14 protein-coding genes and 1 pseudogene are annotated in these 16,484 nt (G+C 49.2%); 11 read left to right on the top strand and 4 right to left on the bottom strand.

The features are described from left to right. The first annotated feature begins 60 nt into the window (after positions 1-60). The 7 genes and pseudogenes from ACFQ0N_RS15920 (at position 61) to ACFQ0N_RS15890 (ending at position 3,620) form a co-directional block, all read left to right on the top strand. On the top strand, positions 61-345 hold the full coding sequence (locus tag ACFQ0N_RS15920) for a hypothetical protein (RefSeq protein ID WP_379327776.1): 285 nt from the start codon (positions 61-63) through the stop codon (positions 343-345). 21 nt (positions 346-366) lie between these two features. Then, on the top strand, positions 367-1,053 hold the full coding sequence (locus tag ACFQ0N_RS15915) for an HAD family hydrolase (RefSeq protein ID WP_379327774.1): 687 nt from the start codon (positions 367-369) through the stop codon (positions 1,051-1,053). Between the two features lie 75 nt (positions 1,054-1,128). Next, complete coding sequence (locus ACFQ0N_RS15910) at positions 1,129-1,554, top strand: MarR family winged helix-turn-helix transcriptional regulator (RefSeq protein WP_379327772.1); 426 nt, start codon at positions 1,129-1,131, stop codon at positions 1,552-1,554. 210 nt (positions 1,555-1,764) lie between these two features. Beyond that, positions 1,765-2,844, top strand: a pseudogene (locus ACFQ0N_RS15905) (MFS transporter). Positions 2,845-2,917: 73 nt separating this feature from the next. After that, positions 2,918-3,265: a hypothetical protein gene (locus ACFQ0N_RS15900; protein ID WP_379327770.1), complete on the top strand. Its 348-nt coding sequence runs from the start codon at positions 2,918-2,920 to the stop codon at positions 3,263-3,265. A gap of 14 nt (positions 3,266-3,279) precedes the next feature. Then, complete coding sequence (locus tag ACFQ0N_RS15895; RefSeq protein WP_379327768.1) at positions 3,280-3,474, top strand: hypothetical protein; 195 nt, start codon at positions 3,280-3,282, stop codon at positions 3,472-3,474. Then, positions 3,471-3,620, top strand: a complete 150-nt coding sequence (locus tag ACFQ0N_RS15890) for a small acid-soluble spore protein P (protein ID WP_379327766.1) — start codon at positions 3,471-3,473, stop codon at positions 3,618-3,620. Before ACFQ0N_RS15895 ends, ACFQ0N_RS15890 begins: the two co-directional genes overlap by 4 nt. Positions 3,621-3,699: 79 nt before the next feature. On the opposite strand, the gene ACFQ0N_RS15885 is transcribed toward ACFQ0N_RS15890, so the two are convergent. From ACFQ0N_RS15885 to ACFQ0N_RS15875, 3 genes are all read right to left on the bottom strand, one after another. Continuing rightward, positions 3,700-6,798: a hybrid sensor histidine kinase/response regulator gene (locus ACFQ0N_RS15885; protein WP_379327764.1), complete on the bottom strand. Its 3,099-nt coding sequence runs from the start codon at positions 6,796-6,798 to the stop codon at positions 3,700-3,702. A gap of 68 nt (positions 6,799-6,866) precedes the next feature. Further along, complete coding sequence (locus tag ACFQ0N_RS15880; RefSeq protein WP_379327762.1) at positions 6,867-7,688, bottom strand: SPL family radical SAM protein; 822 nt, start codon at positions 7,686-7,688, stop codon at positions 6,867-6,869. 59 nt (positions 7,689-7,747) lie between these two features. Then, positions 7,748-8,626, bottom strand: coding sequence for a LysR family transcriptional regulator (locus tag ACFQ0N_RS15875; protein ID WP_379327760.1), 879 nt, complete (start codon positions 8,624-8,626; stop codon positions 7,748-7,750). Between the two features lie 124 nt (positions 8,627-8,750). Between ACFQ0N_RS15875 and zwf the strand changes: the two genes are divergently transcribed. The 4 genes from zwf to ACFQ0N_RS15855 all read left to right on the top strand — a co-directional run bounded on the left by zwf (position 8,751) and on the right by ACFQ0N_RS15855 (position 14,378). After that, positions 8,751-10,259: a glucose-6-phosphate dehydrogenase gene (gene zwf / locus ACFQ0N_RS15870; RefSeq protein WP_379327758.1), complete on the top strand. Its 1,509-nt coding sequence runs from the start codon at positions 8,751-8,753 to the stop codon at positions 10,257-10,259. After that, on the top strand, positions 10,222-12,213 hold the full coding sequence (tkt, locus tag ACFQ0N_RS15865) for a transketolase (RefSeq protein ID WP_379327756.1): 1,992 nt from the start codon (positions 10,222-10,224) through the stop codon (positions 12,211-12,213). The genes zwf and tkt overlap by 38 nt, the downstream gene beginning before the upstream one ends. Before the next feature lie 143 nt (positions 12,214-12,356). Next, a complete protein-coding gene (gene fsa / locus ACFQ0N_RS15860; RefSeq protein ID WP_379327754.1) occupies positions 12,357-13,025 on the top strand; it encodes a fructose-6-phosphate aldolase in 669 nt (222 codons plus the stop codon). 15 nt (positions 13,026-13,040) lie between these two features. After that, positions 13,041-14,378 carry a glucose-6-phosphate isomerase gene (locus tag ACFQ0N_RS15855; protein ID WP_379327752.1) on the top strand — a complete coding sequence of 446 codons (1,338 nt, stop codon included), beginning with the start codon at positions 13,041-13,043 and terminating at the stop codon, positions 14,376-14,378. Positions 14,379-14,778: 400 nt separating this feature from the next. Here the strand turns inward: ACFQ0N_RS15855 and ACFQ0N_RS15850 are convergent, their stop codons facing one another. Then, positions 14,779-16,470 (bottom strand): S41 family peptidase, encoded by a 1,692-nt coding sequence (locus ACFQ0N_RS15850; RefSeq protein ID WP_379327750.1) that lies wholly within the window; start codon positions 16,468-16,470, stop codon positions 14,779-14,781. Positions 16,471-16,484: the final 14 nt, after the last annotated feature.

Here is a 16,484-nt window from a genome sequence, read left to right as displayed (position 1 = left end):
TAGCGATTGAAATAGAATAATAATGAAGCATCAGCGTGACTTCCCTAAGGGGGCATTATTATGCATATATGGATGTTTATCGTTGCAGTCTTGGGCGGCGTGATCGGCTATTTCATGAAGAAAAAGAAAGCTGGCAGAACGAAGATCACCTCGCTAGCGAGCTACAAGCGCCGCAAACGATTAGCTCGGCAGGAGGTTCCAGCTGGATCCAGCAGTCAGAAATGCACTTACTGCAAGAAGACGGCAAAACGAATTACCTTCTATGCTGACGAGCAAGGTGTTATTTCCGGCGTATGCCCGAATTGCAAGCAGATTGCTGTGCGGCAGGATTTAACACCATTATAACAGTCGAAAGGGAATGAGAAGATGAGCAGAACGTCAATGGATGCAGTAGAAGTCATTTTGTTTGATCTGGATAACACCCTATTGGACCGGACGCGAACTTTTGGCAGATTTGTAGAACATTTGCTGCATACTTATTTGGATGAAAGCGAGATTACGCCGGCAATTTATGAACGAATCATCCATTTGGATGAAGACGGTTATAAGGATAAACGCGAGCTGTTTCATCAATTGCTCGCCGAGCTGCCGTGGAGAAAAGGCGGCCCTCCGGAACATGCGGAGTTAATGGCTTTTTATCAGCGGGAGTATGTGAATCAGGCTGTGTTGTTTGAGCAAGCCCTGGATGTCGTAACCGCGATCAGATCCAAGTTCCGGACAGGATTAATAACGAACGGCCAAACTGCAATACAGCATGGCAAGGTCGATCGGCTGGGGCTGCGCCCTTATTTTGATGCTGTGATCGTGTCCGAGGAGGCAGGAGTGAAAAAGCCAGATCCTGCTATTTTTGCAATGGCTGCTGAACAATTGCAGGTAAAAGCTGAACAATGTCTCTATGTCGGGGATCATCCTGTCAATGATATTGCTGGTGCATCGCGAGCGGGCATGCGGACCATCTGGATTGAAGTAAATCAGCCGTGGCGTGCGGATCTGGACGCCGAGCCGCTGCATCGGATCAAGCGTTTGCAAGAGCTGCCGTCGCTGCTTTTGTAAACAGTTGAAATTAAAAAGGGATGCCATTATAATGGTCACAACAACTATAATCAAATCAACTAAAGGAGGACGAACTTGGAATTAGAAAAATACATTGGCGTAAATGTCCAGCGAGCGGCTCTTAAGCTGAATAATTACTACCAGAAAGTGGTCAATCCATTTGATATTACTGTGGATCAGTGGGAAATACTCGTCATTTTATGGGAAAAAGAAGGCATTACCCAAAAAGATATTGCTGAAAGACTGTGCAAAGATCAGACGAACATTGCCCGAATGCTGTTCAAGCTGGAAAAGAAAGGATTTATTTATCGCGTGATCCATGAGACCGATCGAAGGTCTTTACGCGTATATCTAACTCCTAAAGGCCGTGATATTAAAGAAGATATACTTGCTCCTTCTCTTGAGGCGTATCAGAATACCATTAAAGGGTTGACTGAAGAGGAGGTTGAAACTTTCAGAAGGATTCTTACCGTAATGTATAATAATGTAAAGGATTTATAGCCCATGCCTTTGTTTTTCAGAGCTGGATATGGAACGATAAAGGGGATACTGGTTTACAGCCGCTTTGTCGTTCCAGTCAGCGGATGATGATATAGTTGCTAAGACCATTAATTATTGTTATCAATGTTCTCGATGATAGCTATTAAAGACCTAATACTTGCTATGGCAACTAATGATATGACAAGCAATAATAAAAAGGGGAAATGCAAAATGGTTATATCCAAAAAAGAAGACGGAATATTTGATGGCCGATATCGTGCGCTCACCATCGGAATCATACTTGCCGTGACTACCGTGGCGTTTGAGGGGCTAGCCATTACTACGATTGCTCCAAGTCTGGCGCAAAAATTGAATGGCCTTCATTTGTACGGCTGGATATTTAGCGCTTTTCTATTGGCGCAAATCGTCGGAACGATGGTGATTGGCCAACGGATCAGCAAAAACGGCCTGTTTGCATCGTTCATTGCGTCGATTCTATTTTTTGTGATCGGCATTGTAGTTGCAGCCTCAGCGGTGAATATGGTTATGCTGATCGTTGGAAGATTGTTTCAGGGTTTTGGCGCCGGGGCGATTATTACATGCGTGTATTACAGTATTACTTTAGGTTATCCCGATCGATTAAGAACGAAAATACTTGCCATGTTTTCAAGCGCGTATATATTGCCTGCGTTAGTTGGCCCATATATCGCTGGACTTATAGCTGAGCTTCTGTCCTGGAGATTTGTTTTTTGGCTGGTGCTTCCTTTCATCGGCTTGGCGGTTGTGCTAACTCTTCCCGCTTTCCGCAAATTTTCGGTGAAAGAGAGCGGCTCCGCCAGAAGCGGCCGCAAAGAAGTTTTGGCGGTGCTGCTGGCCATTGGAACAGGAATGCTGCTGAGCGGACTTGGCTTTATCACCGATTGGAAAGGGATGGCACTTTCGGTTGCAGGATTGCTTATCATGATTCTGCCTTTGCGAAAGCTGCTGCCTAAGGGGACTTTTAGCGCAAGGAAAGGGTTGCCTGCGACCATTGCCTCAAGAGGTTTGTTTGTCGCTTGTTATAATGCCACTGAGAGCTAGGCAGGTGAAGAAGGAGAAATATCGGCCAGCCTTCAATTTACCGATGCATTCAGTCCAGGTTTAAGCATCGGGATCGGCGGTGCATTCATTGCCGTAAGCCAGACGCTTAATTGGGGATTGTTAACAGGAATCTTGTTGGCTTTGTCTCTTCAATTGCTTTTCGTTATCGTAAGCTGTGTTAGTTCTTTCCGTATACAACAGGCAAAATTAGCTTCGCACTCGGAAGCATAATTTAGTATAGATGCGCGAACGCTTCCGGTATAAAAATTGGCCGAGAAGCCAACCTAATTGTGGAGGTGCAATAATGTCAACCAATGATACGTTAACAATCCCGCAATCAGAGTTGGTGCAAGGATGGCGCACAAAATTGCCGGAATGTCTGGATACCGGCTTCTCGGCAAAAGTAGAGCCTGATGAGGCTAACCCCCATGCTTTGAATATTGAGATCCGCACAAACGATCATGAAATGCTCGAACTGACATTCCGTGTTCAATACATGGACAGCAGGGAGATCGAAATTGAGCTTTTGGATGTGCAGCAAGAGGACAGATCAGTCGATGAAAGGAACGACAGCATTCAACAGTCAATTGCAAATTGCCGGCGGCAGATGCACGAGTGCGCTCAAATCCTGCAAGCTATTACACATGCCTGAGAGGGAGGACAACAATGTCAAAGCCAAAGGGAATCACTGATAAAAATTTGAGCAATGTCGTCGACGAGTTGGAATCTACTCCTGTTAATAGCCATCAGGCTCAGCAGCTGCAGCAGCAGACGAATGACCGTCGCCATCAAGATGCGCTAAATCATGATAAACCGATTAACTCAGATGGAATTACAACAAAAGGAGAATCGAATAAATGAGCAAGCCGAAAGCGCAGCCGGTGCCACAACCGGGCGACAACAGAAACAGGGAACGCCAGCAAGCGAATAATCAACCTGAACCGTTGTCCGGGTCAAAAAAGGTGAAAAATCATAACCACACTTCACACCATAATCCGCAAGGCTAGCGGGTGAAAGACTAAAACCGTCAAGGCAAATGGCTCTTGACGGTTTTTTAGCAGCGGCTGCATCGATCGGAGTTAGTGATTACAGATTTTTCTTCGGAATGACAAACGATATTTTCGTCCCTTGCCCGGGGCTGCTTTGAATTTGCAAGCCTTTTCCGTAATGGCGCTTCAGGCGAAGATCTGTATTTAGCAGCCCGACGCCGGATTGTTCGCTCGTCTTGCCTTCCATAATGCGCTGCAATGCAGCTTCATCGATGCCTACACCATCATCCTCGACTGCGATCTCAAAATATTGTTCAAAATTGGACACGCGAATGGTAATTGTCCCTCCGCGTGCACGCTTCATAATGCCATGGCGGAGAGCATTTTCTACTAGCGGCTGGATCGTCAGCAGCGGCAGCTTGATTTGATGATAGGGCTCCAGCTCCCATTTGACCTGGAGCCGCTCCTCAAATCTTTCTTTTTCAATATATAAATAGGATTGAATAATGCTAAGCTCATCTTCAATTGGGGAGAGCTGATTCATTTGTTTGAACTTGAATTTATCGCGCAAAAAATTGCTGAAAGCGTCAAGCAGCTTGTGCATCCGCTCCATATCAATCGCACTTAAAGCGCTGATTGCATTCAACGTATTAAAGAGGAAATGCGGTTGAATTTGGGCTTGCAGCCAGGCAACCTCCATTTGCAACCGTTCGCGCGCCGATTGCTTCACTTCAGTCAATGCTTTGACACGCGAGCGCAGCTCGAGCGGTTCCACCGGTTTTTTTACATAATCACTAGCTCCGGACAAAAAACCATGCTCAATATCTTCAGGGTGGCTTCTTGCCGTCAGCAGCAGCACTGGCAGCTCGGAGATTGTAAAGCGCTGTCTGATTGCGCGTGTCAACTCGTAACCCGACATCTGCGGCATCATCACATCACATATGATCAGATCCCATTCTTGCAAATCCAGAATCTCCAAAGCCCGTTTGCCGCTTGTTACCGTAGTAACCTGGTAATGTTCAGCAGAGAGGATCGTCTCCAATACTTGCAAATTAATTGGATCATCGTCAACGACAAGTATTCTTGGACAATCGGCAGGTGCCTGTTCCGGCTGATTGGCAGCCGGGCCGGCTGTTTCGCATGCCGCGGCACTCTCTGCAGCAACGGCTGTCGCCTCAGAATAATTTTTTGAGACTGCATTTTCCCGATCGGTTTCTAGCTCCGCTAAAGGCAGTGTAAACGAGAATTCGGAGCCTTGCCCAAGAACAGAACTGGCCTGCAGTGTTCCGCCATGCAGCTCGACTAATTGCTTGCTTATGCTAAGTCCAAGCCCGAATCCGCCTTCGACCATCGTTTGTTCAGCAGGCGCTTGCTCATACGGTCGAAAGATTCGGCCCAGTGTATCGTTATCGATGCCGATGCCGGTGTCCGCAATTACAACATAAGCTTTGCCATCCCGGACAAAGCCCTTTATGATAACCGTTCCTTCGTCCGTAAACTTTATCGCATTGTGCAGAAGATTGAACACAATTTGAATAACACGGTTTTCATCGGCATATACCGGAGGCAGATCATCAGGAATTTGGTTGGAAATTCGGACGGTCTTGCCTTCTGCCATAATTGACAGCATATCCATGACGCCGGTCACAATCGTTTGAATCGGGAAATTGTGACATTTCAGTCTTGGAACGTTTTCTTTAAGCCGCATGGCATCCAGCAGATCATTCAACGTGAGTGACATTCGACGTCCGACTGCCAGCACCGTTTCCAGATGCTGAACGCTTTTTGTGTGCAATTTCTGTCGGTCACGCTCCAGCACAGCCTGCGTCATGTTAAGAATGCCATGAAGCGGATTGCGCAATTCATGCGATGTGTTGGCGAGAAATTCGTCTTTGAGCTTGTCGGAATGCTGCAGCTTGGCGGCCAGCTTTTCAGTTTCGAAATGAATGTGAAAGTAGCGCCTAAACCAGACCGAAGCAAAGCAAGCGGTGGCGATAATGAGATCAAATGGATAGTAGAGCACCCTTATGCCGACAGTCAAAAATACGGCCACCCACAGAAAGTTATGGGACAGCGCAATCAAAGAAAAGAGCAGAAGCAGATTATCCTTCAGCACTTTGCTGCTTATTCGCAGCAGTGCCATCGTGAAGATGAGTGAGAAGGATAAGCATCCGAAATATAATGGCTGCAGTGTTACTACAAACTGCGAAGGCAAGCTAACTGCCAAAAGGGCGATAACTGCGCAAAATGACGAAAACCATGGCAGCGCCCGGCGTCCATACGCAGGCAGGTACTGCTTGAAACAATGCAGCAGAGCGTAAGCGGTTGATACCATAGCCAGGTGGGCAAGCTTGAAGGCCCATTCATAATTGATAGGCACCCAAAGCAGAAATATTTTGTCGTCACTGCTTAACGTAATCGTCAGCATTGCACTGATTGCCAGTAAAGCAAAGTGTAACAATCGCTGATCCCGTTTTCCCATAAAAAAGATGACCAAAGCATACAGAGCGTGCAAAAGAAATACGACAGCCATCATTTCCTGTATCGAAATCGACAGCTTTGTCTCCTTGGCAACCGCTTGCTCCGAACCAAATTTTATGGAGCGGATGATGCCGCTTTTACGCGGGTCTTTAAAGTTGGCAGCTTGTATCACGACATCGATAATCCCGCTGTCGCTTGCTGTAAATGAAGCCGAATAGGGGATGTTGGCCGCTGCATATCGTTCTTTGCTCTCGCCCGGCTGTCCCATCTTCGCCAGCAGACGGCCATTGACAAATAGGGCAGAGGAGCTGCGCACGCTTGGAACGCGAATGGAGTATGTAAGATCACGATTGTCGGGATTAATCAAGATTCGCAGGCGATATGTGCCATAACCGTAAGGGGTAGGAGACTGATTGTGGCGGGATGCCGCCAAAGCCTCTTTCCAATCGCCCGGAACCTGGATGAAATGTTTGCCTGTATCTGCTGTCGCCGATTTCTGTGCTTGATCATATACCCATGCATAAGGAATGAATTCCCATTCTCCGTCTAACGTAATTGTACCGCTTGAAGCAGCATCCCATTCCCGCAAATCCAGCTCCCCTTGAACGGCTTTTTGCTGATTGCCATTATAAAAGGAAGCGATCCACAATATGCGAAATCCGGTTAGGACTGCTGCGAACAGTATGATAAAAAGGATTAACTTCTGCTTTTTCATCGTATAATCGGCTCCATGTCTGCCTCCCAGAATCTGGTTGATGATTCAATTGTATCACGTAATCCGAGCTACGGGGCGAATCCCAGCTGACTAATAAAGAGCTGATCATTTTTAAAATAAGCTTGCAGACGCTCGTACACGATTCGATAGGCATTAGGATTGTACCAGTCCTCTAAACCCAGTTCCCTGTAAAGTGAAAAAATATTTAATCGCTGTGTGCGCTTGCCGCCGCTCCCGTCCCCCATAAAAAAATCATCGATACAGACGCGATCGACGACGTCGCGCAAAGCCTTGGCAAAATGCTCGCTGCTTGGCAGTACCGGCGCAATGGCCGCCTGAGCGGGGATACCGGCATTGGCCAGCAGCTGCAACGTTTTCAGGCGCGCTTGTATAGGAGGCGCGTATGGCGAAAAAGCTTTTCGAATGTCTTCGCGATCGGTTTCCACCGTTACGCTAACCCGGACTTTATCGCCTAACTGCTGCAGCAAATCGATATCGCGGCGAACGAGCGGGCTGCGCGTCTGCACAAACAGAAAATCGGGCTGCTCGGAGCCGGCCATTGCTTCCAGAAGCGAGCGGGTTATCTGCTGCTTATATTCAATCGGCTGATACGGATCAGTGCTGGAGGACATAAATATCGTGACAGGGCCTTTCGCTTTAGCGCGGCGGAGTTCTTTAAGCAAAGTAGCGGCCGCTTCTTGTTTAATATCGACCCATGTCCCCCATTGCGAGTCGCGAAACAGCGCTACAGGCATCTGGCGCACGTAACAGTAGGAGCACCCGAACGTGCATCCGGTGTAAGGGTTTAATGTATGGCTGTAGCCGGCGAGGAAGCCGGTTCCTTTATTAAGCATGGACTTTGGTGTTGTGTACCGGTATTCTGTGCTCATCTCTAAACTACCCCTTTACAAAGATTTGTGAGACAGCTTGCTTTCCGGCAGCAGCAGCTTTACTGCACTAGCTCGATAAATTTGCGGGCAGCATTGGACAAGGGCATATTACGCATCGTCATCACGCCAACTTGATGGGGCGGGAGTGGAATGTCAAGGCGAATCTCGAAGAGGGAGCCTTCTTCCAGCTCAGGGGCGATGAATTCTCTGGTGACGTAAGAGATGCCAAGGCCTTTACGGGCAAATTCGATCAGCAGATCGACGCTGCCAACCTCAAATTCCGGCTTGAGCGTATGCCCATAGCTCTGAAAGAGCTCCGTGATGGCCATGCGGGCCCGGCTATTGCGCGAGAACAGAATAATCGGATACTGCAGCAGCATATCGAGCGACAGCACCTCGTTTTTAAGCTCGGCATAATGTGCGCCGGCCACGAAGCAATCCTGCAGCTGCATGCTTTCACGCGCTTCCAGCTGCGCGTCGACGATCGGCATGCGGACAACGCCAAGGTCAATGCGCCCTTCTTTGAGAAAAGTGATTACTTCAGGAGTCGTCCCGTGATTCAGATGGAAGCGGATGCCGGGATACTTCTGATGGTAGTCCTCCAGAAAAGGCAGCAAGTAATGCTTGAACAAAGAATCGCTGCCGCCGATGCGCAGCTCCCCGCTGTCCAGGTTTTTTAGCGCCGCCATCTTTTCTTCCGCTAACGAAATCAAAATTTGCGATTGTTCAATGTAGGAATATAAAATCGTGCCTTCCTGCGTTAACGTCACCCCTTTGGAGGTGCGATAAAACAAGGTAAGGCCAAAACCGTCCTCCAACTGCTTGATGGCATGGCTGACGCTTGGCTGGGTCAGGTACAGGTTTTTGGCCGCCTGGGACAAGCTGCCCGTCTTGGCCGCCCAATAAAATACTTTATACAACTCATAATTATTGGTCATAGATGATGTCTATAGCTCCTGTAAAATATATTAATTAGATAAATACATGTTACTCGTATTATAGTGTAACTAGGAAATAGAAACCAGAGCCTATAGAAAGTTATACCGGGAAGGAGCCTGGATCGTGGAGCCAACTACCTTTGTCTTATTCGGAGCAACAGGGGATTTAGCTAAACGAAAGATTTACCCTGCCTTATATAATTTGTTTATCGACGAAAAGCTGCCACAGTCCTTTTCTGTAGTTGGTCTTGGCAGAAGAGAATGGACCGATGAATTTTTTCAGTCCAATGTCGAGCAATCGCTGCATAACTTCTCGAGAAGAGAAGCGGGCGATCATGAGAAGCTTAAACAATTTGTACAGAAATTTCGCTATTGCGTGCTCAATATTGATCATATAGAGGACTACAAGAAGCTGCTGCAAATGATTGAGCAGCGGGAGCAGCAGCTCGGGCTTGCGCCGAACCGGCTGTTCTATCTATCGGTGGGGCCGGAGTATTTTGAAACGATTGCGGCGAATATTTTGGCCAGCGGGTTAGGCTCGGCAGACGGCTGGAAGCGGCTCGTTATCGAGAAGCCGTTCGGACACGATTTGGAATCCGCGCGCCATCTCAACCGGCAATTAAGCAAAACCTTCGCGGAGCAGGAAATCTTCCGTATTGATCATTATCTCGGAAAGCCTGTCGTGCAGCAGTTGAACCAATTGCGCGAGCATGCCCCGCTCGTGCGTGAAATTTGGCAGCCGGGCGCTGTGGCCAATGTGCAAATTACCGCTAATGAAACGGTCGGCGTCGAGGAACGAGCAGGCTATTACGATCATGTCGGTGCGGCCAGAGATATGTTCCAAAATCATATGCTGCAATTGCTTATGATGCTGGCTGTCCATCTTCCGGGAGGTCAGGAGGACGTTCATGTCAGAAAAACAAATGTCATGAAGGCGCTGAAGCCTGTCCGGCATGAAGCGATCAGCGAAAGTGTCGTTCGCGGCCAGTATGGAGCCGGGGAGATTAATGGAGCGCAGGTAGCGGGCTATACGTCCGAGCCTGGCATTTCCGCCGAATCAACGAATGATACGTTCATAGCCGCCCGTTTGGAAATTGACAATGAGGATTGGTGCGGTGTTCCGTTTTATATTCGTACCGGCAAAAGGCTGAAAGAAAAATCCACCCGCATGGTTGTGGAATTCAAAGAGGCCTTGCCGCTGGACGGCTCGCCAAACCTGCTTGTCTTCGAGATGAGCCCCGGCGAGGGGATTTCGCTCCAAGCGCAGCACGCCGATGGAAGGCAGCTGGCCTTGCTCGAATTGACCGCTCAGCAGAGCGGGGCGCCGGAAGCCTATGAGAACTTGATTCATGATGCGCTTGGCGGCGATCATACGTTTTTTGCTCATTGGAATGAGGTTGAGCTGCCTTGGGAATGGGTGCAGCCGGTTCTCGACGCCTTTGCCGGCAATACGGTTCCGCTGCACGCGTATAAAGCGGGTACATACGGGCCTGCGGCATCTGACGCTTTGCTGACAAAGGACGGCTTCCATTGGTGGTTTGACGACCGCAAAGACAGCTCAGCTTCAAAAATTCAAACAAAAGAAGGAGAACAATATGCCTACAACACAAACTATCGAGCAGTTAGCAATTGATACGATTCGTACCTTGTCCATCGATGCGATTAACAGTGCCAACTCCGGTCATCCGGGCTTGCCGATCGGCGCAGCCCCGATGGCTTATGCGCTTTGGGCGCAGCAGATGAACCACAATCCGGGAAATTCCAAATGGTTTAACCGCGACCGCTTCGTGCTGTCGGCAGGCCATGGTTCGGCATTGCTGTACAGCCTGCTTCATCTGTCAGGCTACGGTGTGTCGCTGGACGATGTGAAACAATTCCGCAAGCTGAACAGCAAGACGCCAGGGCATCCGGAGTTTGGCCATACGGACGGGGTAGAAGCGACGACTGGCCCTCTCGGTCAAGGTGTGGCAATGGCAGTAGGGATGGCGATGGCAGAAGCGCATCTGGCTGCGAAATTCAATCAGGAAGGCTTCCCGGTCATCGATCATTATACGTACGCACTTGTCGGTGACGGCTGCTTGATGGAAGGCGTGTCATATGAGGCGATGTCGATGGCCGGCCATATGAAGCTGGGCAAGCTGGTCGTATTGTATGATTCCAACGATATTTCCCTGGATGGCGACTTGAGCCTTTCCTTCGGGGAAAACATGCAAAAAAGAGTAGAATCGGCAAATTGGGAATACTTGAGGGTAGAGGATGGCAACGATGTTGCACAAATTGCCGCGGCCATCGCAAAAGCAAAGCAAAATACTTCCCAGCCGACTTTGATTGAAGTCCGGACCATCATCGGCTACGGCAGCCCGGTTGCCGGTACGAGCAAAGCGCACGGCAATCCGCTGGGTCTGGAGGGCGCCAAGGCGACTAAGGAAGCTTACGGCTGGAATTATGCAGAGGACTTTACTGTGCCGGCTGATGTGAGAGCCCATTATGCAGAGCTGAAAGAGCAAGGGGCTGCGAAGGAAGCGGCATGGAACGACCTGCTGGCCGCTTATACGGCGCAATATCCGGCTGAAGGCAAGCTGCTGGCGCAAGTGATTGACGGTGCTGTACAAATTGCAGCCGGCGATGTTAAGACCTTTGACAGCGGCAAAGCCATTTCGACACGGGTTGCCAGCGGCGAGGCGATCAACCATTTTGTTAAGCAGATTCCGGCTATTTTCGGCGGCAGCGCAGATTTGTCGAATTCGACAATGACCGATATTAAAGGAGATCAGCACTTTGCTGTCGAATCCTATGCGGGACGCAACATTTACTTTGGCGTTCGCGAGCATGCGATGGGAGCCGCCGGCAATGGATTGGCGCTGCATGGCGGCGTTAAGCCTTTTGTAAGTACGTTCTTCGTATTCAGCGACTATTTGCGCCCGGCAATCCGTCTTGCTGCTTTGCAAAAGCTGCCTGTCATCTATGTGTTCACACATGATTCGATCGCGGTTGGCGAAGACGGTCCTACGCATGAGCCGATCGAGCATTTGGCTGCATTGCGCACGATTCCAGGGCTTACTGTTATTCGCCCAAGCGATGCGAACGAAACAGCAAGCGCATGGGCATATGCGCTGCAACAAAATGAAGGACCGGTTGCGCTTGTGCTGAGCCGTCAAAACTTGCCGGTGTTCGAAGAAACGAAAGCAAATGTGGCAGACGTAGCCAAAGGCGGATACATTCTCGCCGAGACGAACGCACAGCCGGATGTCATTCTGATCGGGACTGGCTCTGAAGTTTCACTCGCTATGAATGCGAAAGCGGAGCTGGAGAAGGACAATCTTTCGGTTCGCGTCGTAGCCATGCCAAGCCGTGAGCTGTTTGACCGCCAGCCTGACGCATACAAAGAAAGCGTGCTGCCGGCGGCTGTTACGAAGCGGGTAGCGATTGAAGCCGGTATTTCCCTTGGCTGGGACCGTTTCGCCGGCCCGGAAGGCAAATTGCTGACGATTGATACATTTGGCGCTTCCGGACCAGGGACACAAGTAATGGAATACTTCGGCTTCTCGACAAGCAATGTTGTCCGTCTGGCGAAAGAGCTTCTGTAAATCCGGCTCGTTTACATTCGTATAATGAAAATGACGTGTAATTGTTAAAGTTCAGAGTCAATTTCATCGCGCCGTTTGCGGTATAATAAAAGATGGAATTGACTCGTCAGCTCGTCACTAAAAAACAATCGGAGGGTTTTGCTATGAAATTTTTTATCGATACGGCTAATCTGGAAGACATCAAAAAAGCATATAAAATCGGCGTCCTGTCCGGTGTAACGACGAATCCGTCCTTGGTAGCCAAGGAAGGCGTAAAATTCGAAGACCGCATCGAGCAAATTTTGCGCGAGGTGCCTGAGGTGGAATCCGTATCTGCAGAAGTAACGCCAGACGCGCTTACAGCTGAAGATATGATCGCGGAAGCGAACGAGCTGATCAAAATCAACAACAACGACAAAAACATTACGATCAAGCTGCCAATGACCCTTGCCGGCCTGGAAGCCTGCCGTTACCTGTCGAAAAAAGGCGTAAAAACAAACGTTACGCTGATCTTCACCGTTAACCAGGCATTGCTGGCCGCACGCGCGGGCGCTACTTATGTCTCTCCTTTCCTGGGCCGCCTGGATGATATCTCCGAGGATGGCGTACAGCTGGTTACCAAAGTTGCCGAACTGTTCCGCATTCATAACCTGGATGCACAAATTATCGCCGCATCCGTCCGTCACCCGGATCATGTAACGCGCGTAGCGATGGCTGGTGCGCATATTGCTACTGTTCCATTCTCTGTAATCGAGCAAATTTCCAAGCATCCGCTGACTGATCAAGGGATGGAAAAGTTTGCAGCTGACTGGAAAAAAACAGCACAAGTATAAGAAGGAGAATTTGCGATGACGATTAAATTTGACTATTCCAACGCCCTATCGTTTATCCAGCAGCATGAAGTAGATTACTTTGGCGAATATGTACAGACAGCTCACCGCATGCTCCATGAGAAGCAAGGTCCAGGCTCTGATTTCCTGGGCTGGGTTGATCTGCCTATGCAATATGACAAAGAAGAATTTGCCCGCATTAAAGAAGCGGCAAAGCGTATCCGCAGCAATTCCGAAGCGCTGGTCGTCATCGGCATCGGCGGCTCCTATCTGGGCGCCCGCGCGGCGATTGATTCTTTGTCCCATACATTCCATAATCAAATGAGCGGGAACACGCAAGTGTATTTTGCCGGTCAAAATATTAGCTCTACTTATGTCAAGCATTTGCTTGAGCTGCTCGAAGGAAAGGATATTTCGGTTAATGTGATTTCCAAATCGGGGACGACGACCGAGCCGGCGATTGCATTCCGTATTTTCCGCGACTATCTGGAGAAGAAATACGGCAAAGAGGAAGCGAAAAAGCGGATCTTTGCTACAACCGACGCCTCCAAAGGCGCATTGAAAAAGCTGGCTGACGAAGAAGGCTATGAAACTTTCGTTATTCCTGACGATGTAGGCGGACGTTACTCCGTACTTACAGCTGTCGGCTTGCTGCCAATTGCTGTTGCTGGCCTGGACATCGACCAAATGATGGCTGGCGCCGCCGCGGCGGCGCAAAAGTACAATAATGCCGACTTGGCGAGCAATGAGTGCTACCAGTACGCAGCCGTGCGCAACGCGCTGTACCGCAAAGGCAAAACGATCGAACTGCTCGCTAACTTTGAGCCGGCACTGCATTTCGTATCCGAGTGGTGGAAGCAGCTGTTCGGCGAAAGTGAAGGCAAGGATCAAAAAGGACTGTATCCGGCTTCCGTCGACTTCACGACAGACCTGCACTCCATGGGGCAATATGTGCAGGAAGGCCGCCGCGACCTGCTTGAGACTGTGCTTGCCGTGAAAAAAGCCCGCGTAGAGCTGACGATCGAAGCGGATGCAGGCAACCTGGACGGCTTGAACTTCCTGGCCGGCATGACGATGGATGAAGTGAACAAAAAAGCGGCCGAAGGCACTCGCCTTGCTCACGTGGATGGCGGCGTACCGAATCTGATCGTCGAAATGGACGAGCTGAACGAATATACCTTCGGCGAAATGGTTTACTTCTTCGAAAAAGCTTGCGGCATCAGCGGCTTGCTGCTTGGCGTCAACCCGTTCGACCAGCCAGGCGTAGAAGCGTACAAAGTCAATATGTTCGCACTGCTTGGCAAACCGGGCTTCGAAGCGCAAAAAGCTGAATTGCTCAAGCGTCTGGGTCAATAATATATAATCGGCCGAGGAACTGCAGCGGCGCGCGTGTGTAAAAGTCTTCAGGGGCTGACGGAAATGTTGTTTTTCCGGCTCCCTGAAGGCTTTTTTTTTGCGGAGAAGACATCTGCATTCCTTGCCGCCACCGGCGTTTGTCACCAGACAGTTTAAGCTGCAGAAGAGAGGCGGAAATGTTGCACAAAACACATCATTTTAAGACAATTTCAGTTGGATTTTGCGAAATTGCTGTACGTTTTGCAACAATCGGCAGCCCTTTGCCCGCCGCGTGGAGTGAATTATTGCATTTCATACAACATTTTGGGGCTAGGTCGTTTTTCGGGTACGGATTTATTGCAAAAAGTGCAATATTTGAGTGCAGAACTTGACGGATCGTCCGCACTTCATTGTGCTTCCCTTAATGCTGCAGTGCGGCTATCGCATAGTTCAATTCAACGTCTTGCCCGTCAACATATTTCTCCGTAAACGTTTGTTCATTCAAAGGAATTCGAATGTCCGGAGCCGCGCCGCCTTGTCCGTTATAATCGCTGTCGCCTTGAATCGTTAAATTCCGATCGAGCGACCTTCCGTCCGGGAACCGAACGATATAGCCTTCCGGCATTTTGAATTCGATCGGAGCCGTCATGACCCCGAACGAACCGTTCGTAGACGTAAACCCGACGATCTTGACATTGGGCAGTCCTTTCAAAGCCAGGGGCAGCCCTTCACCCGAGCTGACGGTATTTTGATTAACCAGAATAGCGATGTTCCCGGCAAAAAAAGGAGTTGTCGGTTTGGCGATCCTCGTTTCCATGCGGTTGATTTCGAACTTGCCCGTATTTCGGTTGTAGTAGCTGACGTGTTCAAACACCTTCTCTTCGCTGACGAAATGACCCGCCATTTGCGCAGCAAGATTATCGTCGCCGCCCGGATTGTCCCGCAGATCGATAATCAAACCTTTTACTTTCTTCTCCAAGAACATATTCAATTTTTGTTGCAAAATTTGTTCGGGATCGGGCTGGGTTTCGCCGGGAAGAAAGTATTTGATTTTCACGTAACCGTATCCGTTGCCCAACATTTCACCTTCAAGCGGAGCATCTTCTTTCTTCAGTTTTATTTTCGTTTTCTTTAATGTCTCGTACTGATCGTCGTACGCCTCAAGAGTCGCGACCCGGGCATCGCTTTCGTTCCGATTTTTAAACTCGACCCGAATTTGTTTGCCGATCGGAGCTCTCGTCATGAACCGCCCTTGATTGTAAATCCGGTCTCCTTCGGTAGCCATCGGATTTTCGCTCCAACTGCTTTGGGCATACGCTTCCTGTGCATTCCTCCCGTCCCAGGCGATAATTTCGGCGCCGAGCCTGATTCCGCTTTTGTCTGCCGGACTGCCTTCCAATACCAAATTCACCAGCACCTTGCCGTTATCCAATTGAATGGCGCTCAATCCGAAGCCGCCGCCGACTTCCTGTTTAAACACCTTGTTATCGTCATATAAATTTTCATTCGCGATTTTGACATGTCCGTCCCGGAGCGAAAACAAGTATTCTCTTAAAGCTTTATAGTACGCATCCTGGTCATGATCCGTCTCGGCTTTAGCGAATATCGGCTCATACTTGTTCTTCAGCCCGTTCCAGTCGATTTTCTTCCACTCGCCGAATGGATACTCGACCGACAGCCTCTCGTTCATTTTGGCAAAAGCCTTGGAATAGCTCATCTTGCTCAAATCGCTGACCGGGTTGTATCTCACTTCGCCTGCCGAGGTCAAGGCCAGTATAGTAGGTATAGTTCCACAAACACAGACAAGAACCATGATCAGCCGAAACTTCCCCGACATTGGCTTCTTGGCCGGTTTAAACATTCTCTTGCCCGTACAGACAAACAGGATCGCCGTAGACGTATAAATGAGCAGAGCCAGAACGGAAGTATCCCCGTATAAAAAACTTATGACAGCAACAGCGGCTCCCAAGCCCGGTATAAAATCGATCCATCTGTAGTCCTTTTTGAACGGAACGGCATACCGTATGACTACGGCCACATTCAACAAACATAAAATCATGCCGAACACGGTCAACCACTTCAACGAATCGAAAATGCCTTGAATCAAGCTCATCTTTCTTATCCTCC

The sequence above is a fragment of the Paenibacillus sp. GCM10027626 genome, from assembly GCF_042676285.1.
Lineage (GTDB): Bacteria > Bacillota > Bacilli > Paenibacillales > Paenibacillaceae > Paenibacillus_Z.
The sequence above is the reverse complement of the archived record's forward strand: the minus strand, read 5'-3'. Positions and strand labels throughout refer to the sequence as shown.

Excerpts from the sequence above, each read along its gene's own strand:
- ACFQ0N_RS15895 (WP_379327768.1), top strand. The coding sequence starts at position 3,280 with ATGTCAAAGCCAAAGGGAATCACTGATAAAAATTTGAGCAATGTCGTC.
- ACFQ0N_RS15900 (WP_379327770.1), top strand. The coding sequence starts at position 2,918 with ATGTCAACCAATGATACGTTAACAATCCCGCAATCAGAGTTGGTGCAA.
- ACFQ0N_RS15885 (WP_379327764.1), bottom strand. The coding sequence starts at position 6,798 with ATGAAAAAGCAGAAGTTAATCCTTTTTATCATACTGTTCGCAGCAGTC.
- ACFQ0N_RS15880 (WP_379327762.1), bottom strand. The coding sequence starts at position 7,688 with ATGAGCACAGAATACCGGTACACAACACCAAAGTCCATGCTTAATAAA.
- tkt (WP_379327756.1), top strand. The coding sequence starts at position 10,222 with ATGCCTACAACACAAACTATCGAGCAGTTAGCAATTGATACGATTCGT.
- ACFQ0N_RS15875 (WP_379327760.1), bottom strand. The coding sequence starts at position 8,626 with ATGACCAATAATTATGAGTTGTATAAAGTATTTTATTGGGCGGCCAAG.
- ACFQ0N_RS15890 (WP_379327766.1), top strand. The coding sequence starts at position 3,471 with ATGAGCAAGCCGAAAGCGCAGCCGGTGCCACAACCGGGCGACAACAGA.
- fsa (WP_379327754.1), top strand. The coding sequence starts at position 12,357 with ATGAAATTTTTTATCGATACGGCTAATCTGGAAGACATCAAAAAAGCA.
- ACFQ0N_RS15920 (WP_379327776.1), top strand. The coding sequence starts at position 61 with ATGCATATATGGATGTTTATCGTTGCAGTCTTGGGCGGCGTGATCGGC.
- ACFQ0N_RS15855 (WP_379327752.1), top strand. The coding sequence starts at position 13,041 with ATGACGATTAAATTTGACTATTCCAACGCCCTATCGTTTATCCAGCAG.
- ACFQ0N_RS15915 (WP_379327774.1), top strand. The coding sequence starts at position 367 with ATGAGCAGAACGTCAATGGATGCAGTAGAAGTCATTTTGTTTGATCTG.
- ACFQ0N_RS15850 (WP_379327750.1), bottom strand. The coding sequence starts at position 16,470 with ATGAGCTTGATTCAAGGCATTTTCGATTCGTTGAAGTGGTTGACCGTG.